Origin of the sequence: Mycobacterium sp. (assembly GCF_035506235.1) — a bacterium.
Lineage (GTDB): Bacteria > Actinomycetota > Actinomycetes > Mycobacteriales > Mycobacteriaceae > Mycobacterium.
The window spans coordinates 1-20,041 of sequence record NZ_DATJPU010000162.1 but is presented as its reverse complement, the minus strand read 5'-3'; the positions used below and the strand labels follow the sequence as shown (position 1 = coordinate 20,041).

The 20,041-nt window shown below is 66.8% G+C and carries 20 protein-coding genes and 2 pseudogenes; 7 read left to right on the top strand and 15 right to left on the bottom strand.

The window, feature by feature from the left end:
• The first annotated feature begins 372 nt into the window (after nt 1-372).
• Nucleotides 373-1,110, top strand: coding sequence for a VldE C-terminal domain-containing protein (locus tag VMD50_RS15575; RefSeq protein ID WP_414686080.1), 738 nt, complete (start codon nt 373-375; stop codon nt 1,108-1,110).
• A 61-nt stretch (nt 1,111-1,171) separates the two neighbouring features.
• On the opposite strand, the gene VMD50_RS15570 is transcribed toward VMD50_RS15575, so the two are convergent.
• From VMD50_RS15570 to VMD50_RS15535, 8 genes are all read right to left on the bottom strand, one after another.
• The gene (locus VMD50_RS15570; protein ID WP_325428637.1) at nt 1,172-2,290 is read right to left on the bottom strand and encodes a PE family protein; all 1,119 of its coding nucleotides are present in this window, start codon (nt 2,288-2,290) and stop codon (nt 1,172-1,174) included.
• Between the two features lie 177 nt (nt 2,291-2,467).
• A complete protein-coding gene (locus tag VMD50_RS15565) occupies nt 2,468-3,250 on the bottom strand; it encodes a 3-hydroxybutyrate dehydrogenase (RefSeq protein ID WP_325428636.1) in 783 nt (260 codons plus the stop codon).
• Nucleotides 3,251-3,277: 27 nt separating this feature from the next.
• Nucleotides 3,278-3,601, bottom strand: a complete 324-nt coding sequence (locus VMD50_RS15560) for an STAS domain-containing protein (protein ID WP_325428635.1) — start codon at nt 3,599-3,601, stop codon at nt 3,278-3,280.
• Complete coding sequence (locus tag VMD50_RS15555; protein ID WP_325428634.1) at nt 3,601-6,174, bottom strand: SpoIIE family protein phosphatase; 2,574 nt, start codon at nt 6,172-6,174, stop codon at nt 3,601-3,603. Before VMD50_RS15555 ends, VMD50_RS15560 begins: the two co-directional genes overlap by 1 nt.
• Before the next feature lie 67 nt (nt 6,175-6,241).
• A complete protein-coding gene (locus tag VMD50_RS15550) occupies nt 6,242-7,171 on the bottom strand; it encodes a pyridoxamine 5'-phosphate oxidase family protein (protein WP_325428633.1) in 930 nt (309 codons plus the stop codon).
• Nucleotides 7,172-7,175: 4 nt separating this feature from the next.
• Nucleotides 7,176-8,216, bottom strand: a complete 1,041-nt coding sequence (locus tag VMD50_RS15545; RefSeq protein WP_325428632.1) for an aldo/keto reductase — start codon at nt 8,214-8,216, stop codon at nt 7,176-7,178.
• Between the two features lie 16 nt (nt 8,217-8,232).
• Nucleotides 8,233-8,799, bottom strand: a complete 567-nt coding sequence (locus VMD50_RS15540) for a TetR/AcrR family transcriptional regulator (RefSeq protein ID WP_325428631.1) — start codon at nt 8,797-8,799, stop codon at nt 8,233-8,235.
• An 82-nt stretch (nt 8,800-8,881) separates the two neighbouring features.
• The gene (locus tag VMD50_RS15535) at nt 8,882-9,115 is read right to left on the bottom strand and encodes a hypothetical protein (RefSeq protein ID WP_325428630.1); all 234 of its coding nucleotides are present in this window, start codon (nt 9,113-9,115) and stop codon (nt 8,882-8,884) included.
• 225 nt (nt 9,116-9,340) lie between these two features.
• Between VMD50_RS15535 and VMD50_RS15530 the strand changes: the two genes are divergently transcribed.
• A complete protein-coding gene (locus VMD50_RS15530) occupies nt 9,341-9,787 on the top strand; it encodes a DUF5994 family protein (RefSeq protein WP_325428638.1) in 447 nt (148 codons plus the stop codon).
• Between the two features lie 164 nt (nt 9,788-9,951).
• Here VMD50_RS15530 and VMD50_RS15525 read toward each other — a convergent pair whose 3' ends face one another.
• The 3 genes from VMD50_RS15525 to VMD50_RS15510 all read right to left on the bottom strand — a co-directional run bounded on the left by VMD50_RS15525 (nt 9,952) and on the right by VMD50_RS15510 (nt 12,545).
• Complete coding sequence (locus VMD50_RS15525) at nt 9,952-10,353, bottom strand: nuclear transport factor 2 family protein (RefSeq protein ID WP_325428629.1); 402 nt, start codon at nt 10,351-10,353, stop codon at nt 9,952-9,954.
• Between the two features lie 330 nt (nt 10,354-10,683).
• A complete protein-coding gene (locus VMD50_RS15515; protein WP_325428628.1) occupies nt 10,684-10,929 on the bottom strand; it encodes a cupin domain-containing protein in 246 nt (81 codons plus the stop codon).
• A gap of 269 nt (nt 10,930-11,198) precedes the next feature.
• Complete coding sequence (locus tag VMD50_RS15510; protein ID WP_325428627.1) at nt 11,199-12,545, bottom strand: low temperature requirement protein A; 1,347 nt, start codon at nt 12,543-12,545, stop codon at nt 11,199-11,201.
• A 294-nt stretch (nt 12,546-12,839) separates the two neighbouring features.
• Between VMD50_RS15510 and VMD50_RS15505 the strand changes: the two genes are divergently transcribed.
• Nucleotides 12,840-14,396, top strand: a complete 1,557-nt coding sequence (locus VMD50_RS15505) for a succinic semialdehyde dehydrogenase (RefSeq protein ID WP_325428626.1) — start codon at nt 12,840-12,842, stop codon at nt 14,394-14,396.
• 111 nt (nt 14,397-14,507) lie between these two features.
• Nucleotides 14,508-14,942 (top strand): DUF4383 domain-containing protein, encoded by a 435-nt coding sequence (locus VMD50_RS15500; protein ID WP_325428625.1) that lies wholly within the window; start codon nt 14,508-14,510, stop codon nt 14,940-14,942.
• Between the two features lie 118 nt (nt 14,943-15,060).
• On the opposite strand, the gene VMD50_RS15495 is transcribed toward VMD50_RS15500, so the two are convergent.
• The 4 genes and pseudogenes from VMD50_RS15495 to VMD50_RS15485 all read right to left on the bottom strand — a co-directional run bounded on the left by VMD50_RS15495 (nt 15,061) and on the right by VMD50_RS15485 (nt 17,819).
• A complete protein-coding gene (locus VMD50_RS15495; protein WP_325428624.1) occupies nt 15,061-15,345 on the bottom strand; it encodes a hypothetical protein in 285 nt (94 codons plus the stop codon).
• Nucleotides 15,346-15,528: 183 nt separating this feature from the next.
• On the bottom strand, nt 15,529-16,437 hold the full coding sequence (locus tag VMD50_RS29860) for an N-acetylmuramic acid 6-phosphate etherase (protein ID WP_414686081.1): 909 nt from the start codon (nt 16,435-16,437) through the stop codon (nt 15,529-15,531).
• A gap of 120 nt (nt 16,438-16,557) precedes the next feature.
• Nucleotides 16,558-17,181: pseudogene (locus VMD50_RS29855) on the bottom strand (BadF/BadG/BcrA/BcrD ATPase family protein); the annotation flags it as partial.
• 71 nt (nt 17,182-17,252) lie between these two features.
• The gene (locus VMD50_RS15485) at nt 17,253-17,819 is read right to left on the bottom strand and encodes a TetR/AcrR family transcriptional regulator (RefSeq protein ID WP_325428622.1); all 567 of its coding nucleotides are present in this window, start codon (nt 17,817-17,819) and stop codon (nt 17,253-17,255) included.
• 59 nt (nt 17,820-17,878) lie between these two features.
• Here VMD50_RS15485 and VMD50_RS15480 point away from each other — a divergent pair, with 59 nt between their 5' ends.
• The 3 genes and pseudogenes from VMD50_RS15480 to VMD50_RS15470 form a co-directional block, all read left to right on the top strand.
• Nucleotides 17,879-18,277: a nuclear transport factor 2 family protein gene (locus tag VMD50_RS15480; protein ID WP_325428621.1), complete on the top strand. Its 399-nt coding sequence runs from the start codon at nt 17,879-17,881 to the stop codon at nt 18,275-18,277.
• The gene (locus VMD50_RS15475) at nt 18,274-18,690 is read left to right on the top strand and encodes a nuclear transport factor 2 family protein (RefSeq protein ID WP_325428620.1); all 417 of its coding nucleotides are present in this window, start codon (nt 18,274-18,276) and stop codon (nt 18,688-18,690) included. The genes VMD50_RS15480 and VMD50_RS15475 overlap by 4 nt, the downstream gene beginning before the upstream one ends.
• A gap of 433 nt (nt 18,691-19,123) precedes the next feature.
• A pseudogene (locus tag VMD50_RS15470) lies at nt 19,124-20,041 on the top strand (hypothetical protein); the annotation flags it as partial.

Below are 20,041 nucleotides of genomic sequence, written 5' to 3'. Positions count from 1 at the left end.
GCGACATCTTCCGTCGCGTGTTCATCTGGAGCCTGGTATTCCTGGCATTCATCTGTGACCTATCAGGACTGCAGGCCTCGGTGCTGTCGTGGATGGTGCCGTGATTCCTGCCGCCGGCGCAGTCCGACGATCTCAGCCCCTCTTGACGATGTTGTCGGTTCCCCCGACCGAGATCTGTGGCGCTCCGCCGTGATAGCTCACAGCGCGGCCGCAACGCGATGATCGCGTCCCCCGATCGCCGTGCGACCGGTCTGGCGGATCCCATCTCGTCGGGGCATGAGAGCCGAAATTTCGGGACGATTCGGGCGCGCCAGCCAACAAGAATTCAAAAAGATTGCCACAGGCTTCGCACACGCCATTAGGCTGCTGTTCGTGGGCAAAGGTGTGTTAGCCATCGGCAGGAGCCGCTGGTTGGCATTGGCGGCCTCCCTCGTGGTCTCGGCCGCGATCATTTACGCGCAGGGCGCCAAGCCCCTGCATGCCGAAAACGCCAAACCCCCCTGCTGCGTTGACAACCCGGCAGCCGGCCCGGCCGCGCCGGCGTCCGCCCCGGCCGGCCCGCCGTCCATGGTGGCCGGCGCGCCGCCGGCGGCCGCGGGCCCGGCGCCGCAGATTGCCACTCCCGCGGAGGTCGAAAAGCTGGCGGCAGGCGCTCCCGCCGCTGCCCAGCAATTCCTGTTCCCGTTGTCTCCCGGCGTCGCGTCGGAGCAGCGGTTGCAGGTAAAGACCATCTGGGCGGCGCGCGCGATCAGCGTGCTGTTTCCGGAGATCACCACGATCTACGGGTACCGGGAGGATCCCTTGCCGTGGCACCCGAACGGCTTGGCGATCGACGTGATGATCCCGAATCATGCCTCCCCCGAGGGCATTCAGCTGGGCAACGAGATCGCCGGGTACGCGCTGGCGAATGCGAAACGGTGGGGAATCAACCACGTGATCTGGCGGCAGAAGATTTACCCGGGCGTCGGCTCGCCGAGCTGGACCGCGGACTACGGCAACGAAACCCTCAACCACTATGACCACGTCCACATCGCGACCAACGGCGGCGGATACCCGACGGGGCACGAAACGTATTACATCGGATCGATGACCCCGGCGCCGCCACAGTGATCGATTGACGGCTCAGGCCCCAATCCGGTTCGGCCTCAAGGATTCTGCAAGGCCGGTCCGGCTAACCGCCGAGCGGGCCCAGCAGCCCACCGGTGAGCACCGGAGCCACGGTCAATTGCCCACCGCCGAGGCTCGAGGGCAGCGTCACCACGCCACCGGTGAGAATCGAGGGGATGCCGACGTCCCCGCCACCGACCACCGGCGGCAGCGTCACCACGCCACCGGTGAGGATCGAGGGGATGCCGACGTCCCCGCCACCGGCGATGGGCGGCAGCGTCAGCACACCACCGGTGAGGAGCGAGGGCACGCTCAGCTGCCCACCACCCAGGACCGGAGGCAGCGTCACCGCGCCGCCGTTGACAACCGAATCCACGACACTGGTGATCGGCGGCACGGTAAAGGTGCCACCGCCGAGGCTCGAGGGCAGACTCAACAGGCCACCGGTGAGGATCGAGGGCAGGCTCAGGACCCCACCGCCGAGGGACGCGGGCAGGTCCAACGCACCGCCGGTGAGGATCGACGGCACGTTCAGGTCCCCACCGCCCAGGAAGGAGGGCAGGGCCACCACGCCGCCGTTGATGATCGGGCTCATGGCGCTGAGGACGGAGGGCCCGACGCCGGAGAGAGGGGGCACGGTCAATTGCGCGCCGCCCAAAACCGGTGGCAGATTCAGCACACCGCCGGCGACGAGTGATGGCACGTTCAGCACACCACCGCCCAGAATCGGCGGCAGGGTCACCACACCACCATCCAGGGACAGGCTCGCGCTGCCGCCCAGGATCGAGGACAGGCCGAGGTCGGCGGCGGCGGCTTGGGTGGCGCCGGCCGCACCGCTGAGGGACTGGCCAAGCAACCCTTGGACTGGCGCGTTTATCGCGCCCATCGCGGCCGCCGCCGCGTTGCCCGCCTCGGTGCTGAGGTAGGCGTCCGCGCCCGCCTTGATCAAGCCGACAAACTCGCCGTGAAACGCGTTCGCTTGGGCGTTGAGGGTTTGGAAATCCTGGCCGAAATCGTTGAACATCGCTGCGACCAAGGCCGATACCTCGTCCTGGGCCGCCGCGGCCACCGCAGTCGTCGGCGCCGCGGCTGATGCGGCGGACCCGGCCAACAACGAGCGAATACCTGCCAAATCTTGGGCCGCCGCCCCGACCTCGTCCGGAGCGGTCACCAGATATGACACATGCGCCTCCTGCCAATCGGATGCGATGGCCGCCCGACGACCTAAGAGACATGAGCCTAATAGGGAAGTTCCGGAATAGCCACGAAAATTCGGCTTTTCAGCAATGGCCTTCCCAAGTGGAATACGTCTTGTTGGTCATTGACTGTTTAGCGCCAATTCAGGAACTCTTACGCGCCGTCATTGGGCGGTCCAACCCCCGTCTATCGAATAACTTGCGCCGGTGATGGTCGCCGCCGCGTCACCGGCCAGGAAGACTGCGAGGGCGCCGATGTCTTCCGGGCTGGTGTAGCGGGCCATCGGCTGCTTTTCGGCGACGAAGTCTTGCTTGGCCTCGTCAAAGGGCTTTCCGGTCGCGTTGGCACGCGCTTCGACCTGCTGGGCGACCAGAGGAGTCATCACCCACCCCGGGCAGATCGCGTTGCATGTGATGCCGTGGTCGGCGGTTTCGATTGCCACCACCTTGGTCAGTCCGACAATGCCGTGCTTGGCCGCGACATACGCCGCCTTCCCGGCACTGGCGACGAGGCCGTGCGCCGAGGCGATATTGATTATTCGGCCCCAGCCCCGGCGTTTCATCCCCGGTAGTGCACAGCGACAAGTGTGGAAAGCGGCCGACAAATTCGTGGCGATCACGGCGTCCCACTTCTCGACCGGGAAGTGCTCCACGTCCGCCACGAACTGGATGCCCGCGTTGTTGACGAGGACATCGATTGCTCCGAAGGTGTTTTCGGCGCCGCTGATCATGTCGGCGATCTCACCCGGCTTGGTCACGTCGGCGCCCGAATAGACCGCCGCAACCCCGAACGTCTCCTCGATGCTGCGCCGCTGTTGCTCCACGGCCTCCGGGTCGCCGAAACCGTTGAGGGTCAGGTTCGCGCCCTCCGCGGCGAAGGCGCGCGCGATGCCCAGACCGATACCTGACGTCGAACCCGTTACGAGAACAGACTTTCCGCGGATCATCAGCTATCGAGGATTGTTGCCGGTGCGTCAGTGTTCCGCGGGCGGCGCGGGCTCGGTGCTGACCAGCTCGGTAAGACCGCTGATGTTGAGGATCGGCATCAGCAGCGGGTGGGCGACGAGACGGATCTCGTCGGCGCGGGCAAACAGGGCGTTGATGGCGGCGCTGTCCAGGTACTCCACGGCGCTGAGGTCGACGGTGAGCGTTTCGCCGTTGCCGCCGGCTTCGGTGCTGGCGGTGGTGAGGGCCTGGTTGAAGGCGTCGATGTTGCTCAGGTCGATCTCCCCCGCGGCGATCAGTACGAGATTCCCGTCGTCCCGGCGCGCGGTGTCGAGGGTGAGCGGCGTGGTCATCAGGTGATCCTCGCGGATAGGTGGACGGTGGTTCCGGCGGTGCCGGGTCTGATCGTGACGTCCTGCATGAGCCCTCGCATGAGCGCGATGCCCCGGCCGCGATTGGTGCCGGCGGCCGGCTGCGGAGGCTTCCACGAGCCGGTGTCGGTGACGGTCAACTGCACCTGGTCCACCAGTGCGGTCGCGCCCAGGACAATCGTGCCCTTCGGAGAGTGGCGGTGACCGTGCTCGATGGCGTTGGCGACGGCTTCTCCGGCTGCGACGAGCACGTCCACAGTCTGCTCCGGGTCCACCCGGGCCTGGGTCAGCCAGGTGCGCAAGGCGCTGCGCGCGGGGGCGAGCTGGCTGACGTCCGCGGGAAACTTCAGCTCCAGCGGGGCGGGATGGCGGTAGAGCAGAAGGACGACATCGTCCTGATATCCGCCGCTCGGTGCGAGACCCGACATGATCTGGTTGGCCAAGTCGTCGAGCGTGCAGGTGCGGCCGTCCTGAAGCAGGGCGGCGGCGCGGGCGATGCCGTGGTGCAGCGCGCTGCGGCGGCGTTCGACCAGGCCGTCGGTGTAGAGCAACAGGGTCGCTCGCGCCGGGATGGTCACACGGGCTTCCGGGCGGGGCCAGTGGGACCGCACTCCCAGGGCGATGGTGTGGCCGTCGTCGAGCATCCGCGTGGTGCCGTCGGCGTGGACCAGGATGGGCGGCGGGTGCCCCGCGCTCGAGTACACCAGCTCACCGGTTTCGCGGTTGAGCACCGCGCAGACGGCAGTGGTGCATTGGGCACCGGGCAGCCGCGCCGCAAAGCGGTCCATCCCCGCGAGGGCGGCAGCCGGGCTGGGGTTGTCGAACAGCAGCGCCCGGCAGGCGCTTCGCATCTGCCCCATCACGGTGGCGGCGGCGAGGCCATGGCCGACGCAGTCGCCGACAATCAACGCGATGCGCCCGTCCTCCAGGTCGACGATGTCGAACCAGTCGCCACCCACTTGCAAAGGCCGGCTGGCGGCCTCATAGCGCACCGCGAACCCGTGCGGTAAATCGGCGGGGCCGAGGATCGCGTGTTGCAGCGCCAGGGCGGTTTCGCGCTGCTGGTCAACCTGGTGCACCCGCTGCAGGCCCTGACCCAGGCGACCCGCCAGAACGGTGAGCAAGGTCTGGTCCTCGAGGGTGAACGGGCGTTGCTCGGCCAGATCCATCCAGACGACGAGCACGCCCTCGGGATGCTGCAACGCGATGCCGGCCGTCCCGGGCTTCGTCGCGTTGGGGGTGAGTAGGTCGCCGTCGCGCAATGAGCGGAGCATCGCTCGCGTGTCGGGAGGCAGGTCGGCCCACTGCGCGGGCTCGCCCACCGACACCACTTGCGGTGCGCTGTAAGCGGTTTCGGTGGAGGAACCGTGGGCGGGGAAGGTAACGGCCAGCACGCGGCGCGCCCGCCACAGCCGCCGCAGTTCCTCCGCTACGGCGTACAGTGCGTCGTCGACGGTGTCGGCTTGGGCGAGTTCCTGGTTGAGCGCGTGTTCCCGGCCAGCGGCCAGCGCCAATGCGATAGAGGCGTGTCGGGCGAAGTCACTGACCAGTTCCAGGTAATCGTTGCCGAATGGCGGCTGCTGCGGGTGGCGCGCGACCGCGATGACGCCGAGCACCCTGTCGTCCGCAACCAACGGCATGACGATCGCCGAGCGTTCACCGACATCGGTGAACCCCTCGATCGGATACTGGAAGGAATCGGTGATCAGCGGCAGACCTCGACGCGCAACCCCGCCCGTGGTGGAGCCCTGCATCGGTACCTGCCGCCCGATCACCTCCGAGGCGTAGCGGCCCGCCGTGGCGGCCACGACCAGAGTGTCGACTTCATCGGCGGGCAGATCCGGCTCCCTTGGAACCAGCAGGATCGCCTGCTCGGCATCGGCGAGCTCCAGCGCCCGGTTCACGATCAGCTGCAGCGGGCCCGTCTGTGGCGCCCCGGACAGCAGCGCAGTCGTGATCTCGCGGCTGGCCTTCGTCCATTTCGCCGATTCACGTTCTCGCTCGAACAGTCGTGCGTTGTCGATGGCGGCGGCGGCCGCCGTGGCCATTGCCCGCACGGCGCCCTCCTGGATGTCGGAGAACACTCGGCCGGGCCGGTCGTCGGCCAGGTAGAGGCTGCCGAAGTCAGCGGCCCGCACGGTGATCGGTATGCCGAGGAGCGCCCGTATCTGCGGGTCGTGTGGCTGCAGGCCGCCGGCCTGCGGGTCTGCGCTCAGGTCATCGACGCGGAGACCGGCACCGACCGGCAGGTCGCCGAGCCGCCGCGCCGTCTCGTTGTCGATTCCGGCGTAGACGAAAGAGACCAGGGCGCCGTCGGACGCGCGGATACCCAGCGCTGCGTATGGCGCACCTGTCAGTTCCATTGCTGCATCGACGATGCGATGCAGCGTCACATCCAGGTCCAGATCGGAACCGATCTCGACGATGACCCGGACCAGTTGTTCCATCTGGTCGCGTGCCGCCACCAGCTCGTCAAGCTGTGCATGCACGCGGCTCACCAGCCCACGCCGGCCCTGCCAGGTGAACGCGGATTCGTCCCGGTCGTCGTCCCCCATGCATACAAACTTAGTTGCTGAATCGGGGCCACCTTCCGTTTGGGGCCCTCGGGCGGCCGGCGAAGCGCTACTGGGTCAGGGGCGGGTTCCCCGGGTAAGCCGTGTGGTCGGTTTCGCCGGCGGCGGGCAGCGCCGTGCTGATCACCCGCTGCGGAACGAAATGGACGCGCCGCCCGGTCTGGCCGTCGTCGCCGGCGGCGCCCCGCTCGCTCCAGCGGACCGCGGCGGTCCCGGAGAGCTGAAGGGCGATGCCGGCGTGGAAGTCCAGGAACAGCAGGGCCGCGGTGGGATCTGCGGACAGGTTGCCCAGGCTGTTGAACATGTTGTTGCCGGGATAGTCCGGCCACCACAGCTGCCCGCGTGCGACGTGGACGAATCCGCGAGGGCCCCCGCGGTGCGAAGCGTCGTTGCCGGAGGTGGCATGGGTGGTGCCAAAAAAGAAGGTGTCGGCGACCTCAATGAGGCGAATATCCCCCTGGCGCAACGTATTTCCCGAATACAGCGGCACCCGACTGTCCTCAGATGTTTCACCCACCCGGATGCGGCGCTGCTGGATATATTGCGGGCAGTTGCCGTAGGCCTGGTCGACGTCGATGGTCAGCGCGCCCTGAGTGGAGGTGAGGCGACCGTTGATCCGGGCGCGCCGCCGGATCAGGAAGTTCATGGCGATGACGCCCACCGGCTGCCCGTCAGACAGGCCGTGCAGGGGATCCGCGCTCGGCAGCGACGTGCGGATCTCCAGTGTGGTGGGCGATGCGGCCCGCAGGAAACCGGGCGGCCCGAGCAGCGGTGATGTCCACAGCCGCCCGGCCGTATCGCGGGCCGCGATCGCCGCGAAAATCGCCTCGGAGAGGAATGCGGCCATCCCGGCGCGCAATTCGCCGCGGGCCATCATCGGCGTGAGCCGGGCGGCCTCCGCTTCGACACCGGCTTGTCGTTGGGTGGCCAGCTCGCCGCCGTGGAAGCCCTCAGCGGCGGGCTCGCTTCGAATCGCCATCTGCTCAACGGCCCTGGGGCACTTCGGCGAAACCCGGTTGTCCGGCGTCCACAACGGAATTGAACCGGTACCGGGTTTCGAGACGCTCGTTGATCTCGCGGATCGCGCTCTCGGGAAGCGCGGTGACATCGAAATTTTCGCGGATGCGCGCGGGCGTCACGGACGCCGTGAGAACTGCGCTGCGGCGCTGGATGCCCCAGGCCAGAAGCACTTGCGCGGGAGTCTTTCCAACTCTGGAAGCGATCGAGACGATGAGGGCGTCGTCGAGCAGTCGCGGTTCCAGCGCGTGCCCTAGCGAGGCGAAGGCCAGCAGGATGATTCCGTCTGTCTCGCACAATCCATGGATTTCCCATTGCGGGTGATACGGGTGCGACTCGACCTCCACGACTGCCGGCTTGATGCGGGCCGTATCGATGATCCTCCGGGCGCCTTCGACGTCGATATCTGACAGGCCAATCGCTCCCGTAAGTCCTTCGTCGACAAGGCCTTCCATCGCGGCCCAGGTCTGCTCCAGTGTGACTCCCTCGTCGTAGACGACGGCTCCGTGGATGTCGCGAGGGTCTTGGTCGTCGCCGGGCTTGAAAGCGAACGGTGTGTGGATCAGGTACAGATCGACGGCGTCCAGCCCAAGCCTGTTCAGGCTCGCCTGCAGCGCGGGCTTGACCCGTTCGGGTCGATGGTTGTTGTTCCACAGCTTGGTGGTGACAAACAACTCCTCGCGGCGCACGCTTCCGTCCGCGAACAACTCCTTGAGTGCCGCGCCGACCTCGGCTTCGTTGCGGTACCGCTCGGCAGCGTCGAGGTGGCGGAACCCCACCTCCACAGCGGCCCTGACCGCACCCCGCGTCTTGGTGTTGTCGGACAGTGACGTCCCGAACCCGAGCGCCGGAATCTCGCCGCTGCCGCTGTTCAAGGCAAATCTGTGCTGACTCAGATTCTGGTTTGTCGCCATGGCTGTCGTCCTTGCGAGTCGGGAACCGGTGGGCGTCTGGCTGGCACTACAGATGACCAGTCGTCTATCTAACAAGGGGCGCGGTGCGGCCATTCCCCGGCGCAGCGGATCAGTGCAGAAGCGCCGGGACGGTGACCGCTTCGAACCGGTCGTACGGGGTGCGACTGCGGGTCACTTTCCCGCGAAGGGCCGCGCCTTCCCACGCCTCGATCAGCTGGGCGGCGAGTTCCCCCGCATCGAGATCCCTACGGATGCCGCCCGGGCCGCGCTGACCGGAACGCACGCACGCCGTGAGGGCCGCGTCCCAGCGGTCGAGAATGCGGATGAGCTCGGTGCGCACCGGTTCGCTCGATCCGCCAAGCTCGAGCGACAGGTTGCCGACCAAGCAGCCGAGCAGAAAGTCGCCGGCCTCGTGTTCGTCGGCGAGCGCATGGAAGAAGCTTGTGATGCGGTCCTGCGCCGACCCGTCGGCGTCGAGGATCGGCAGGAGCCGCGTCTCGATATCGGCCCAGTGATGTTCGAGGATCTCCGCGGCGAAAGCCTCTTTGCTGTCGAAATACGCGTAGAACGACCCCTTCGGCACGCCGGCCGCGTCGGTGATGTCCTTGACGCCGCTGGCCGTGAAACCCCGCGCGTGCACGAGTTCGAGCCCCGCCGCAAGCAGGCGGCGGCGCACCTCTGGGTTCGGCGGGCGCGGCATAGCGCCAATAGTAGCCGACCGGTCGACTACTTATGGTGGCGATGCACCTGGGACGCCGTCACGATGCTTTGACGTACCTGCGGACCAACTCGTCCTCTCCGAACGTGCTCGTGCGCTGTAGGCCGTTGTCGTCGCGGCTGAAGAATGTCCACTGCCGCGGAGTCGTCTGCGGGCCACTGATCAGCTTCACGGTGAGACGCAATTTGCTGTCACGCAACGTGCCGATGATGTCACCTACCCGCACCTGCGACGGATGGATCTGGGGTGCGTCGCACCAATTCTGTATGACCATTTCATCCATCCTCAGGTTGTTTGTCCTAACCCTACTTGTGATTTGCGTTCCACGCTGGCGCGGGTAGTCCGACCTCGCGGGTCACCCGACTGCGCCCACTGGTCCTCAGGTGGCGTAGCGTCAACCGTGAGCCGCTTCGTTGTCAGCGGTGAGAGCGTGAAGGAACAGCCCGTGGATCGCACAGCGTCAACCGTAGTAATGCTCCCCAAACCGATTTGCTGAGTGATGACCTATCCGCGAGGAGGCCGACGCCGTGCCGATCCCGTCCGGCTCTCCGTGGCTCGCCAGCTTGGTAGCGCCATCGACGGTGCGTGGTGGCCGCGCGCAGACCGAATCACCAATGAATTACCCAACCTTGTTGCGGCCCTGACTCCCCTCCTCGGAGACATCGACGCCATCAACGTCAACTGGCCACCATTGCAACGACCGCCCGACTTCAACTGGGCGGGATGGGAACACAAACGCCAGCACGTGATGACGGTCAGCGGCGGTCAGGCACACGTCAACCTTCTGGTCGTCCCGTATGCCACCTACACCGCACTCGCCGTGATGGTGCTGCGCCGCGCCGCAGACCTTCCCGTCGACGCCTGCGACCAAGGCAAACCCGCTTTTCTGACCGCAGGCTTGATCGTGCAGGCCGCCCGGCAGCAACTCGCCGCAGGCTGTCACTGAGAAGGCTTAAGCGCCTGCCGAATTCGTGGTGGGACACTGCTTGGCACAGCAGCGAGCCGGCTGGACGGTGCGACCACAATGCTGCCGCGAGCCGGAATTGGCTGATTATCAGTGGCAATAGCGCCCGCGCAGCGGACCCCCGGAGCCGCACACCACTCGCCGCGTCAGTCGATGCGCCCGGGATTGCTTGAGGGTGTGGCCGGACCGTCTTGCGCGTCAACGAGATACGTTCCGTGCCCCTCGATGACCAGGCCGTCGCTGAATCGCAGAACTTCGCTGACCAGCCCACCGTCTTGGTTGCGGTAGGCGATGACGATCGTGTCGATGCCCTCATAGAGGCCCTCGACGACGAACCGAAGGTTGGCGATCTGCCGCAGTGCCTGGGTCCAGTACTCGCGGAGCGCGGACTTGCCGCGAATCACCCCGGCTGTTTCCGGCAGCAACCTGGCCGCCACGGGTGACGTGAACGCTACGTTCTCGGCGAAATGCTCGAGAACCGACTCCACATCGTGTGCATTCCATGCATCGACCCATTGCTGACTGAAAGCAACCGCGTCAGGCTTCACGGTGGAGCACTGTAGTCGCGGCAACTCTGGGGCCTGCTCTTTGGCGATGCATTCGATTGTGGCGAGTTCCGAGGTGTTCGCGGGCGGTTCCGGCGTGGTCGTGAGCCTGCATGTCGATCCAGAACATGTCGTCAGCCCGAGTGCGCCCTAAAGCCGCAGTGCGGTGTCGACGCTGATACCGCGTTTGCCGTGGACGATCTCGTTGATACCGTGCGGCGCCACGTCGATCCCCTGGCGAGCCGGTACTGGGAGATGCCCAGCGGGTCGAGGAACTCGGTCTTGAGGATCTCGCCAGGGTGAGTGGCTGCGGAGTCGGCCATGGTGATTGCCTCACAAACCGTCGGTTAATGCGCCGTCGATCAGGATGGTGGCGATGCGGCAGGTGCTGCCGGACCGATTGGTCCAGGCATTGTTTGTCCCGCGCTGGATCACGATGTCGCCGGCGCGGACCGTCATTTCGTGGTCGTCGACGATGAGCGTCAGCTCACCTTCCAATACGATCCCGTAGTCGATGGTCTCGGTGCGACGCGTCAACGGGAGTCGAGCGTCCGACGTCGAGGCTTCCGCGGCGCCCACGTCGCTGAACCGCTCCCGCGCTTCACCACACTGAGCTGACGGATCTGCTCACCTTCTGGCGGAAACTCGATCACCCGAATCCTGGTGCCTCCCTTAGGTGGACCGAGCACCAGACCGCTCTCCTCCGGTTCGCCCCCGACCGGCGATGTATCCGAGCAGGTGTCTCGCGGGTGTTCCAAACTTCGTAGAACGTGGGTCCGCCGCCACTGCCGACCTGCAGCACTCGCGTCGGCTCTGCATCAGACGCGACGATGGCGTTGCCTGCATCGTTATGGCCGGTGACGATCCGCCCTCGCGTTGTTGTCGTCGCCTGATGGCGGTTCAGTGCTCATCTCGTCACCGTCGTATGGCTGGCTCAGCGCTCGTGCGACGGCGTTTTCCACGTGGCGGTGGCCGACGGTTTCGAAGCCGATCACCACCGCGACCGGGGCCATCGTGACGATCAGGAGACACGCCCCCATCGCGATTCCGGACGAGGCCAGCAGAACCGCCGCGACCAGCACTACCGCCGCAAACAGCAGCACTGCGGCATAGACCACATCGAGGCCTCGGACCAGGTACACGTAGAGCACGAAGATCCCGACCATGTAGACGCCGACCGGCGCTCCCACCGTCAGCACCGTCTGCGCCGAGTCAAGATTGGAGTGGTGATCGAGGAAGTAGGCGGCGGCATGCAAACCGGCCCCAGTCGCAACGATCGTGACGAAGATGACGATATGCCCGTAACCGAAAGCCACCGACCGGTCCCGGTGGGCGTGCAGGATCGCTCCGGCAGGGAGCACGAAATATAGCCACCACATGCCGAAGGTCAGGCCGATTCCCGCCAGCGCCACGAGCACGGCATCCACTGTCCAGCCTTGTGCGGCAACCACCGCCGTCAACGACGCGACCGTACCGAGCACGCCCTCGCCGAGCGCGATGATCGTCAGCAGGCCGTAGCGCTCGGCGATGTGGTGAGCGTGCCAGGGGGTTCCGCCGCTGCGACCCTCGGCGATCCACGGACCCATGGTCTCGACGAATATCAGGGCGATGTAGATCGCCATGGTCGCCGAGACCGAAGTGTGCAGGAAGATCGAGGCAATCCATCCGCACTGTGCCACAGAGATTGTGATCGCGTACGTCAGGCATGCCGTGCGCCGAGCTTTGTCTTGCCTTGCCGCACGTAACCACTGAAACACCATCGCAATTCGCATCACGACATAACCGGCGACCAGCACGCGGTTGTCGACGTGCTCGCCCTCCTCGATCGAGGAGAACACCGGCGGGATGCCCATCGTGAGGATGACGACACCGACCATCTGCAGCATCGTGGCCAGGCGATACCCCCAGTCGTCGGTGTCGTATGCCGACGAGAACCAACTGAAATTGACCCACGCCCAGCACACCGCGAATGTCGTGAAGGCGAAGCCGACCAACCCGGCACCGACGTGGCCGGCGGCGAGCTGGTGGGCGAACTCGGACGCCGACACCCCGAAGGCGACGACGAAGGTCAAGTCGAACAGCAGTTCAAGTGGCGTCGCGACCCGGGCGCGCTCGTCCGGATCCCGTCCGGTCATCCGGCGCAGGTGGTGCGCAGCGATGAGGCCGGCAGGTCGTTGAGACTCGACTTCGGTCAAGGCTCTAACCTCCCTGCGTGCCGACGCGGACGCGACGACCGTCGCTGGTCGACGATATCGGTGCATATCAGGGGTGTTCAACAGATCAGGCGATCGCGGCGAGCACCGCCTCGGCGTATTCAGGAGCGGCACACCACCAGGTCGGGAAGCTGCGGCGTCATGGATCCGGATATCGGTCTGGCTCCATTGATTTTCGCAGCCCGTCGGCCTGTCTGATTTGTTCAGAGCAGATAGGCCTGACAACGCGGAGCTAGGCTGGAGCTTTGGATGCCGCGCTTTTAGAGGGGTACCGACATGCCTGCACCATCAGCCGCGGTCTTCGACCGCTTGCGCCAGCTGGCAGCGATCAAAGACGTCACCGCACGTGAGACCAAGACGATCGACGAGGTCTTCACCGGCAAGCCGCTGACCACGATCCCGATCGGTACGGCGGTCGATGTCGAAGCTGCATTCGCCGAGGCTCGCGCCGCGCAGGTCGCGTGGGCGAACCGTCCGGTCAGCGACCGCGTCGATGTCATCCGCCGCTATCGCGACCTGGTCGTCGAGAACCGCGAGTTCCTCATGGACCTTCTGCAGGCCGAGGCCGGCAAGGCCCGCTGGGCGGCGCAGGAGGAAATCGTCGATCTGATGGCGAACGCGAACTATTACGTGCACGTCGCGGCCGACCTGCTGAAGCCGCGCACGGTGCAGGCGCTGCTGCCGGCGATCGGCAAGACCACGGTCGGCCATCAGCCCAAGGGCGTGGTCGGGGTGATTTCGCCGTGGAACTACCCCATGACACTGACCGCCTCCGACTCCGTTCCGGCGCTTCTGGCCGGTAACGCGGTGGTGCTCAAGCCGGACAGTCAGACGCCGTACTGCGCGCTGGCGTGTGCCGAGCTGCTCTACAAGGCCGGCCTGCCGCGAGCGCTCTACGCGATCGTGCCCGGTCCGGGTTCGGTGGTCGGCACCGCGATCATCGACCACTGCGACTACTTGATGTTCACCGGCTCGACCGCCACCGGCAGGCAGCTCGCCGAGCATTGCGGCCGTCGCCTGATCGGTTTCTCGGCCGAGCTAGGGGGCAAGAACGCGATGATCGTCACGAAGGGGGCGAACCTCAACAAGACCGCGAAGGCGGCCACCCGCGCGTGCTTCTCCAACGCGGGCCAGCTGTGCATCTCCATCGAGCGGATCTACGTCGAGAAGGACATCGCCGGCGAGTTCACCAGCAAGTTCGGGGCCGCGGTCCGAAACATGAAGCTCGGCACCGCCTATGACTTCTCGGTCGACATGGGCAGCTTGATCTCCGCGGGCCAGCTGGACACGGTGACGGACCACGTCGATGATGCGAAAGCCAAGGGCGCCAAGGTGATTGCGGGCGGGAAAGCTCGGCCCGACATCGGACCGCTGTTCTACGAGCCGACGGTGCTCACCGACGTCACGCCGGAGATGGAATGTGCCGCCAACGAGACGTTCGGGCCGGTCGTCTCGATCTACCCCGTCGCGGACGTGGACGAAGCGGTCGAGAAGGCCAACGACACCGAGTACGGACTCAACGCCAGCGTGTGGGCCGGCTCCACCGCCGAGGGCCAGCAGATCGCGGCCCGACTGCGGTCGGGGACGGTGAACGTCAACGAGGGGTACGCGTTCGCGTGGGGGAGCCTCAGCGCGCCGATGGGCGGAATGGGCCAGTCCGGCGTGGGTCGCCGGCACGGCCCCGAGGGCCTGCTGAAGTATACCGAATCGCAGACGATCGCGGCCGCGCGTGTGTTCAATCTCGATCCGCCCCTTGGCATTCCGGCGACCCTGTGGCAGAAGTCGCTGTTGCCGGTCGTGCGCGCGGTGATGCGGCTGCCAGGGCGGAAGTGACGGCGGCTTTCTCCTGCGGCTGAGTTCGCTTCCTCTGGAGCGTGGTTGCCACGGGTCTACTACCGCGCATAGTATGCGGGGTTGATCCCACCGCGCACAAGGAGGTGCAACGTGAGGTGGAGTTTCGCCCAGATCGGGCTGCTGGTCATTTGCGCTTTTCACGTCGTCCAGGCGGTCATCGGCCTCATCATCAATCCCAGCTTCGCCACCGGGCCCCACGCCCCGACCATCCAACTGCTCGGCATGGACTACAACGGCTGGCACGCCGTCGCCGGCCTCGCCCTGTTCGCCCCGGGCCTGGTGTTCGCGACGCGCAAGTCGTGGGCCGTGCTCTACCTACTCCTTGCCGCCATAGCCGGTGCGCTGCCGGGCATTTGGGCCTTCTTCTCCCACCAGGTCGCCTATGTCTTCACCTTTCCCAACAACACGACCGACGCGGTGGTGCACTTGGTGACCGCCGCGGTGATGGTCGCGGTGGCGGCCGTGCAGATCCGCATGGACGCTGGGCTGAGAAACTCGCTCAATGATCTCCGGAAAGCGCGCTAGCCCAGTCCGTTTGAACGTGGCGAAAAAACCGATCGTCGCGCCGATACCGAGACCGATTCGGTAGCTTCGGTGCCCGCGCAGGGGGTCGCGCGGACGGACTCGGCACCGCCCCAGGAGTTCAGTCCGAAGACTTGTCTGAGTCCTCCGGCTTCTCGGGCTCGTCGGACTTATCGGTCTCGTCCGGCTTATCGGAGTTGTCGGTCTTCTCGTCGTCCGACTTGTCCGAGTTCCCGGACTCCCCGACCCTGTCGGCGAATTTCGTTAGGAGCTTAGCTAATTCGCGGGCTTCCTCGGGTGCCAACAAATCTTCGAACAACTGCTTGTCGCTGTCAGAGATGCGCTCGAGGCAGACTGCGTCGCTCTTGATGCTGACGTCCCACCGGCCCTCCTCCTGGCTAACCATCCGACGCCCCTTCCGACTAGTGATCTGCTTTCCGACCTGACGGCGCGCTACGGCGTTGTTTACCCACTTCTGCTATCGCGCAAAGCCGTCAACCATGGGTTCTTCGGGCCCGGCGGCAAAATCGGTGGCCGATGCCGCGCCCCAGGATTCACAGCCCGTCGCTATGGCGTACCTCCCCCGACATCAACCCGGCGACGGTGGTGTCCCCTCGAGGGCGGCCCGCACGCGTCCCCGCGCCGCGTCGAGCCGGAGGGCGGCCTCGGCCGCGTCGACGCCCGCGAGCAACGCGACGATCGCGGTCTTGGCGTGACCGCCCGCGGCGGCGAGCGCGGCGGTCGCTGCCTGCTCGTCGACCCGCGCGGCGTCGCGGACGGTCCGCACCGCGCGGCGGCGCAGCTTCGCGTTGGTCGCTCGCACGTCGACCATTCGCGGTCCGAAGGCCTTGCCGAGCGCGATCATCACGCTCGTCGACAGCGCGTTGAGTACCACCTTCTGCGCCGTCCCGGCGGTCAGCCGCGTGGAGCCGGCGAGCACCTCGGGCCCGGTCAGCAGCTCGATCACCACGTCGGCAGACGCCGCGCTGCCCGCGTTGTTCACGATCGCGACGGTCAGCGCGCCCTCCGCGCGCGCATGCTTCAACGCGCCGAGCACGTACGGCGTGCGGCCCGACGCCGTGATTCCGACGACCGCGTCGGCGGCGGTCAGGCCGGCGAGATCGGCGGGGTCGAATCCGTCCTCCGCGCCCTCGATCGCCTCAGTCAGCGCCGCCGGCCCGCCGGCGATCACGCCGCGCACGAGGTCGGTGCCGAACGTCGGCGCGCACTCGGCCGCGTCGAGCACGCCGAGCCGGCCGGGCGTCCCGGCGCCCACATAGATCAGGCGGCCGCCGCACTCGAGCCGCGCGGCGATCGCCTCGGCCGCCGCCGCGATCCGCGGGACCGCGGAAGCCACCGCGCCGTGCGCCTCACCCTCGGCGGCGACGAGCAGGGCGACGACCTCCGCGATAGGCCGCACGTCGAGGTCGTCGAGGTTCGGCCGGGAGGCCTCGGTGGCGAGCGCGTCGAGGACGTGCGCCGCGGCGGCCGCCTGCACACGGATCACGTGCGGTTCGTGGATCGCCGTCAGCCGCAGCGCGCCGTCGAGCGCGTCGGCGGCGGGCCGGACGAGGTCGAGCCGTTCACGCAACGCCTCGACCCCCGCCAGGCCGCCGACCATCGCCACCGGGCCATCTCCGACCGCGCGGGCGGTCGCCGCGAGCGCCTTGGCGGCGGCGGCGGCGATCGCCCGCGCCGCGGCGTCTCCCTGCGCGGCCAGGACGTCGGGCGCGAAGGACGCGACCGCAGCGGCGCCCGTGAGCTGCGCGGGCCAGGTCTCCGGCGGACCGAAGCGGGCGCGGGCCGCGTCGAGCAGCGTGGTGGACGGGCCGCGGCCGTCATGGGCGCGCAACGCCGCCCGCAGCCCGGCGGCGCCGATCCAGGCGCCGCCGCCCTCGTCGCCCAGCCACGGGCCCCAGCCGTCGGCGGTCCGCAGCGCGCCGTCGGCGCCGATGCCGAGCGCCACGACGCCGGTGCCCGCGATCAGCACGACGCCGGGAGCCCCGTCCAGCGCGCCCGCGTGCGCGATGACGGCGTCGCTGGTCACAGCGACGCGCCGGACCCGCAGCGCGCCCAGCAGCGCCTCGCCCAGCGCGCGCGCCGCCCCCTCAGCCGACAGCGCCCCCGCGGCGCCCACGATCGCCTCGTCGACCGGCTCGAGATCGCTTGCGGCGGCCGCGATTGCGGCCACCGCCGCCCGGACCCCGCCGGGGGCGGCGAGCCCGGGCGCCCCCGGCCCCACCGCTCTCCGGCGGCCCACCGCGGCGCGGCAGGACGTCTTACCGAGGTCGACGGCGAGAATCACAAAACCAGCTAGGGGCGGAGACCATCGAGCACGATACGCAGCGCACGGTCGACTGCCTCGTTCTTGTCTGGCGCCGAGACTCGGGCCAGGGCGCTGGTTAGCACGAACACGTCGTCCACGGTGGCGTCGGACCGTGCCACCCCTGCAGCCTGGGCGCGACCGAGCACTTGGCCGACCGCCTCCTGGAAGTCGCGCGAAGCCGTCGTGACCGACCCGGTAAGGCCGTCTCCATCGGTTTGCAGCAGGGTGGCCAGCGCAAGCTTGGTGGCTCCTGTCGAGACCAGAAATCGCATGAGCGACGCGAACGCTCGCCCCGGGTCCGGCTCCTCGTCGAATCGGCGCGCAAGCGCTTCCAAATGATTGAGGAAGCGCACGACCGTGGCCTCGATCAGATCTTGCTTGGTCGCAAAATGGCGAAACACCGTAGCGATGCCCACATTGGCCCGGCGGGCGATCTCCTCGGTCGACGCCCCCGCACCCCCGGAGCCGAACACTTCCTCTGCCGCGAGCAGGATTCGCTCCCTGTTCGCCGCCCGGTCCCTACGCACGGCCCTCCTCTTGCGAAACGAAGTCATCACTCCGCATTATCGAGAGCGTCCACTCCGTTTCAGGCTACGTCGAATTGCGAGAACACATGACGCGAACACCACAAGCCACCTTCAACGAGCTGGTTTATCGAGTCTCCGCGCTTGTCGCCGGGTATTCCGGGCAGGTCCAGCGCCTCGCCGAGCTCTATGCCGAAAAAACCCATGTCTCCTTCCCGATGACGCCCGACGCTCAGCCATTGCGGACACGCGCGGAGCTGCGGGCGCATTTTGCCGACGTCGCCTCCCGACTCCGCGGCGGGGTCGCCGGCATGCGCGCCGAGGACGTCCGCATACATCAAACGACAGATCCCGAGGTCATCGTTGCCGAGTTCCGCTATCAGGCGGGGCAACCCGAAGGCGGGCTGAGGTTGCCCAACGTGTTTGTCATGCGGGTTCGCGACGGGGAAATCATCGAATCGCGCGACTACTCCGCGAGTGCGGCATGACGTCGACGATCGCGCCAACGCCGCGCGAGGTCTCCTTGAGCCTGGTCGACGGGGTGGCGAAGCTGGTTGCCGGCGACGAGTCACAGGTCGATCGTCTGGCCGGACTCTATGCAGAGCAGACCCACGTCGTTTACTGGGGCGCCCCTGACGAGCCGTTCCGGAGCCGCGACGAACCGTGCGCTCGCTTCGCGCGGGTCCCCGCCAGGTTCTCGGCCCCACGGTTCAGGGGATTCCGAGCCGACAATATCCGCGTCCATGAGACGGGCGATCCCGAGCTCATCGTCGCCGAGTTCACGTACGTCGGCGATGGTGATGGTGATGAGCCACCGATGAATCTGCCGTGCTGCTTCGTTTTTCGTGTCCGCGACGGCGAAATCGTCGGCTCGCGCGATTATGTGCTCGGGGCAGGGTAGGACGCGGGAAGTTCAGGATTGAACAGGTCGATAGCACCTTGCCGTTGACGATTTGACCTGTGGCTTGACCGCGGTCGGATATTGCGAATTCGGTTATCTTGCAATCGCTCTCAGAATCGTTTCGACCGCAAGAACCGTATTCTGACGCCCCTCTGTCGACCCCTCTCGTTCGCACCTGGTTGTAACAACTCGGTGACAGCGCCGAGTCCGGCAGTAGCTCGGGTCAGCGGCCATTTCGACGCTTCGAGTTGAAATTCACAGCATCGCAACATAACCCGGATTCCCAAGCTCCACCGCATTGCTATCGCCCGCCCACTCACCCTGGGGTACTTTCGGGTTCTCAGCGACCCCCCAGCCACCCGGACGCATAGACGGCCGGGCGGTTGAGCTCGGGCCTGCGCTCCTGCTACCTTTTCGCGCAGAACCGAGGAGAATGCCGGTGAATCGATCCCTCGAGGTGCCGCGCGGTGCGGTCATCGCGATCCGGGAAAGGCTTTCGGCGCTCGCCTGCCAATCCGGGCGCACCATCATGCTCGGGGCCATTCTGCTTGCTTCGGCAGTTTCGGCGGTGACGGGCTACGTCCTCACCCAGTGCTTCTCGGTCGACGTGCTTTCCTCTCTGTTGTATGTCCCCGAGGACTGCTGGCTCAATTGGGGCACGAATATCGGTCGGCACTGCTTCGGTGACTACGCATTGGTCGTAGACCCCGGGCTCCGGCCCAACCCCTGGGATCCGTACCCGCTCCTCCTGCCTCCCGATTTCCAGCCATTGCGGACCCAGTTACCTGCTGCGGCAATGCTGCCGAATCTGCTGTTCGGGCTTCCCGCGAAATGGCTGGGCGCGCCGCGACTGGGGCTGATCTGTTACCTGGTCGCGCTGACGACCGCGGTCGTTTCACCCGCGGTCTGGGCGGCCCGGGGCACACGTGGTCGGGGGCGGGTGGTGGTTTTCGTGGCGTTGGGCGCCGCGGCCATCCCGGCATGGGCGGTGATCGATCGGGGCAACTCGGTGGGCTTCATCGCACCGGTCGCCCTGGTCTTCTTGGTGGCGTTGTGCCGGCAGCGGTGGGGCCTCGTCACGATCATGGTGGTCCTGGCCGCGCTGCTGAAACCACCGTTCGTCGTGCTGGCTCTCGCATTGTTGGCGGCCCGACAATGGCGGTGGGGCGGCCTCGCGATCGTCGGGATCGGGCTCTCCAGCCTTGCCGCGTATCTGCTGTGGCCGCGGGACTTTCCGAAGACGATCCCGCAGTCGATCCACAACCTCTTCCACTACGGCAGTTTCTTCCCGGCGCTTGTCGATTCGTCGAATGTGTCCTTTGGGCGGGGGCTCCTGCTGCTGCCGGATGCC

What these genes read in the sequence shown, in the direction of transcription:
- VMD50_RS15485 (WP_325428622.1), bottom strand. Translation starts at nt 17,819, where the DNA reads ATGACTTCGTTTCGCAAGAGGAGGGCCGTGCGTAGGGACCGGGCGGCG.
- VMD50_RS15535 (WP_325428630.1), bottom strand. Translation starts at nt 9,115, where the DNA reads ATGGTCATACAGAATTGGTGCGACGCACCCCAGATCCATCCGTCGCAG.
- VMD50_RS15565 (WP_325428636.1), bottom strand. Translation starts at nt 3,250, where the DNA reads ATGATCCGCGGAAAGTCTGTTCTCGTAACGGGTTCGACGTCAGGTATC.
- VMD50_RS15545 (WP_325428632.1), bottom strand. Translation starts at nt 8,216, where the DNA reads ATGGCCGCACCGCGCCCCTTGTTAGATAGACGACTGGTCATCTGTAGT.
- VMD50_RS15555 (WP_325428634.1), bottom strand. Translation starts at nt 6,174, where the DNA reads ATGGGGGACGACGACCGGGACGAATCCGCGTTCACCTGGCAGGGCCGG.
- VMD50_RS15560 (WP_325428635.1), bottom strand. Translation starts at nt 3,601, where the DNA reads ATGACCACGCCGCTCACCCTCGACACCGCGCGCCGGGACGACGGGAAT.
- VMD50_RS15495 (WP_325428624.1), bottom strand. Translation starts at nt 15,345, where the DNA reads ATGGTTAGCCAGGAGGAGGGCCGGTGGGACGTCAGCATCAAGAGCGAC.
- VMD50_RS15505 (WP_325428626.1), top strand. Translation starts at nt 12,840, where the DNA reads ATGCCTGCACCATCAGCCGCGGTCTTCGACCGCTTGCGCCAGCTGGCA.
- VMD50_RS15480 (WP_325428621.1), top strand. Translation starts at nt 17,879, where the DNA reads ATGACGCGAACACCACAAGCCACCTTCAACGAGCTGGTTTATCGAGTC.
- VMD50_RS15550 (WP_325428633.1), bottom strand. Translation starts at nt 7,171, where the DNA reads ATGGCGATTCGAAGCGAGCCCGCCGCTGAGGGCTTCCACGGCGGCGAG.
- VMD50_RS15475 (WP_325428620.1), top strand. Translation starts at nt 18,274, where the DNA reads ATGACGTCGACGATCGCGCCAACGCCGCGCGAGGTCTCCTTGAGCCTG.
- VMD50_RS15530 (WP_325428638.1), top strand. Translation starts at nt 9,341, where the DNA reads ATGACCTATCCGCGAGGAGGCCGACGCCGTGCCGATCCCGTCCGGCTC.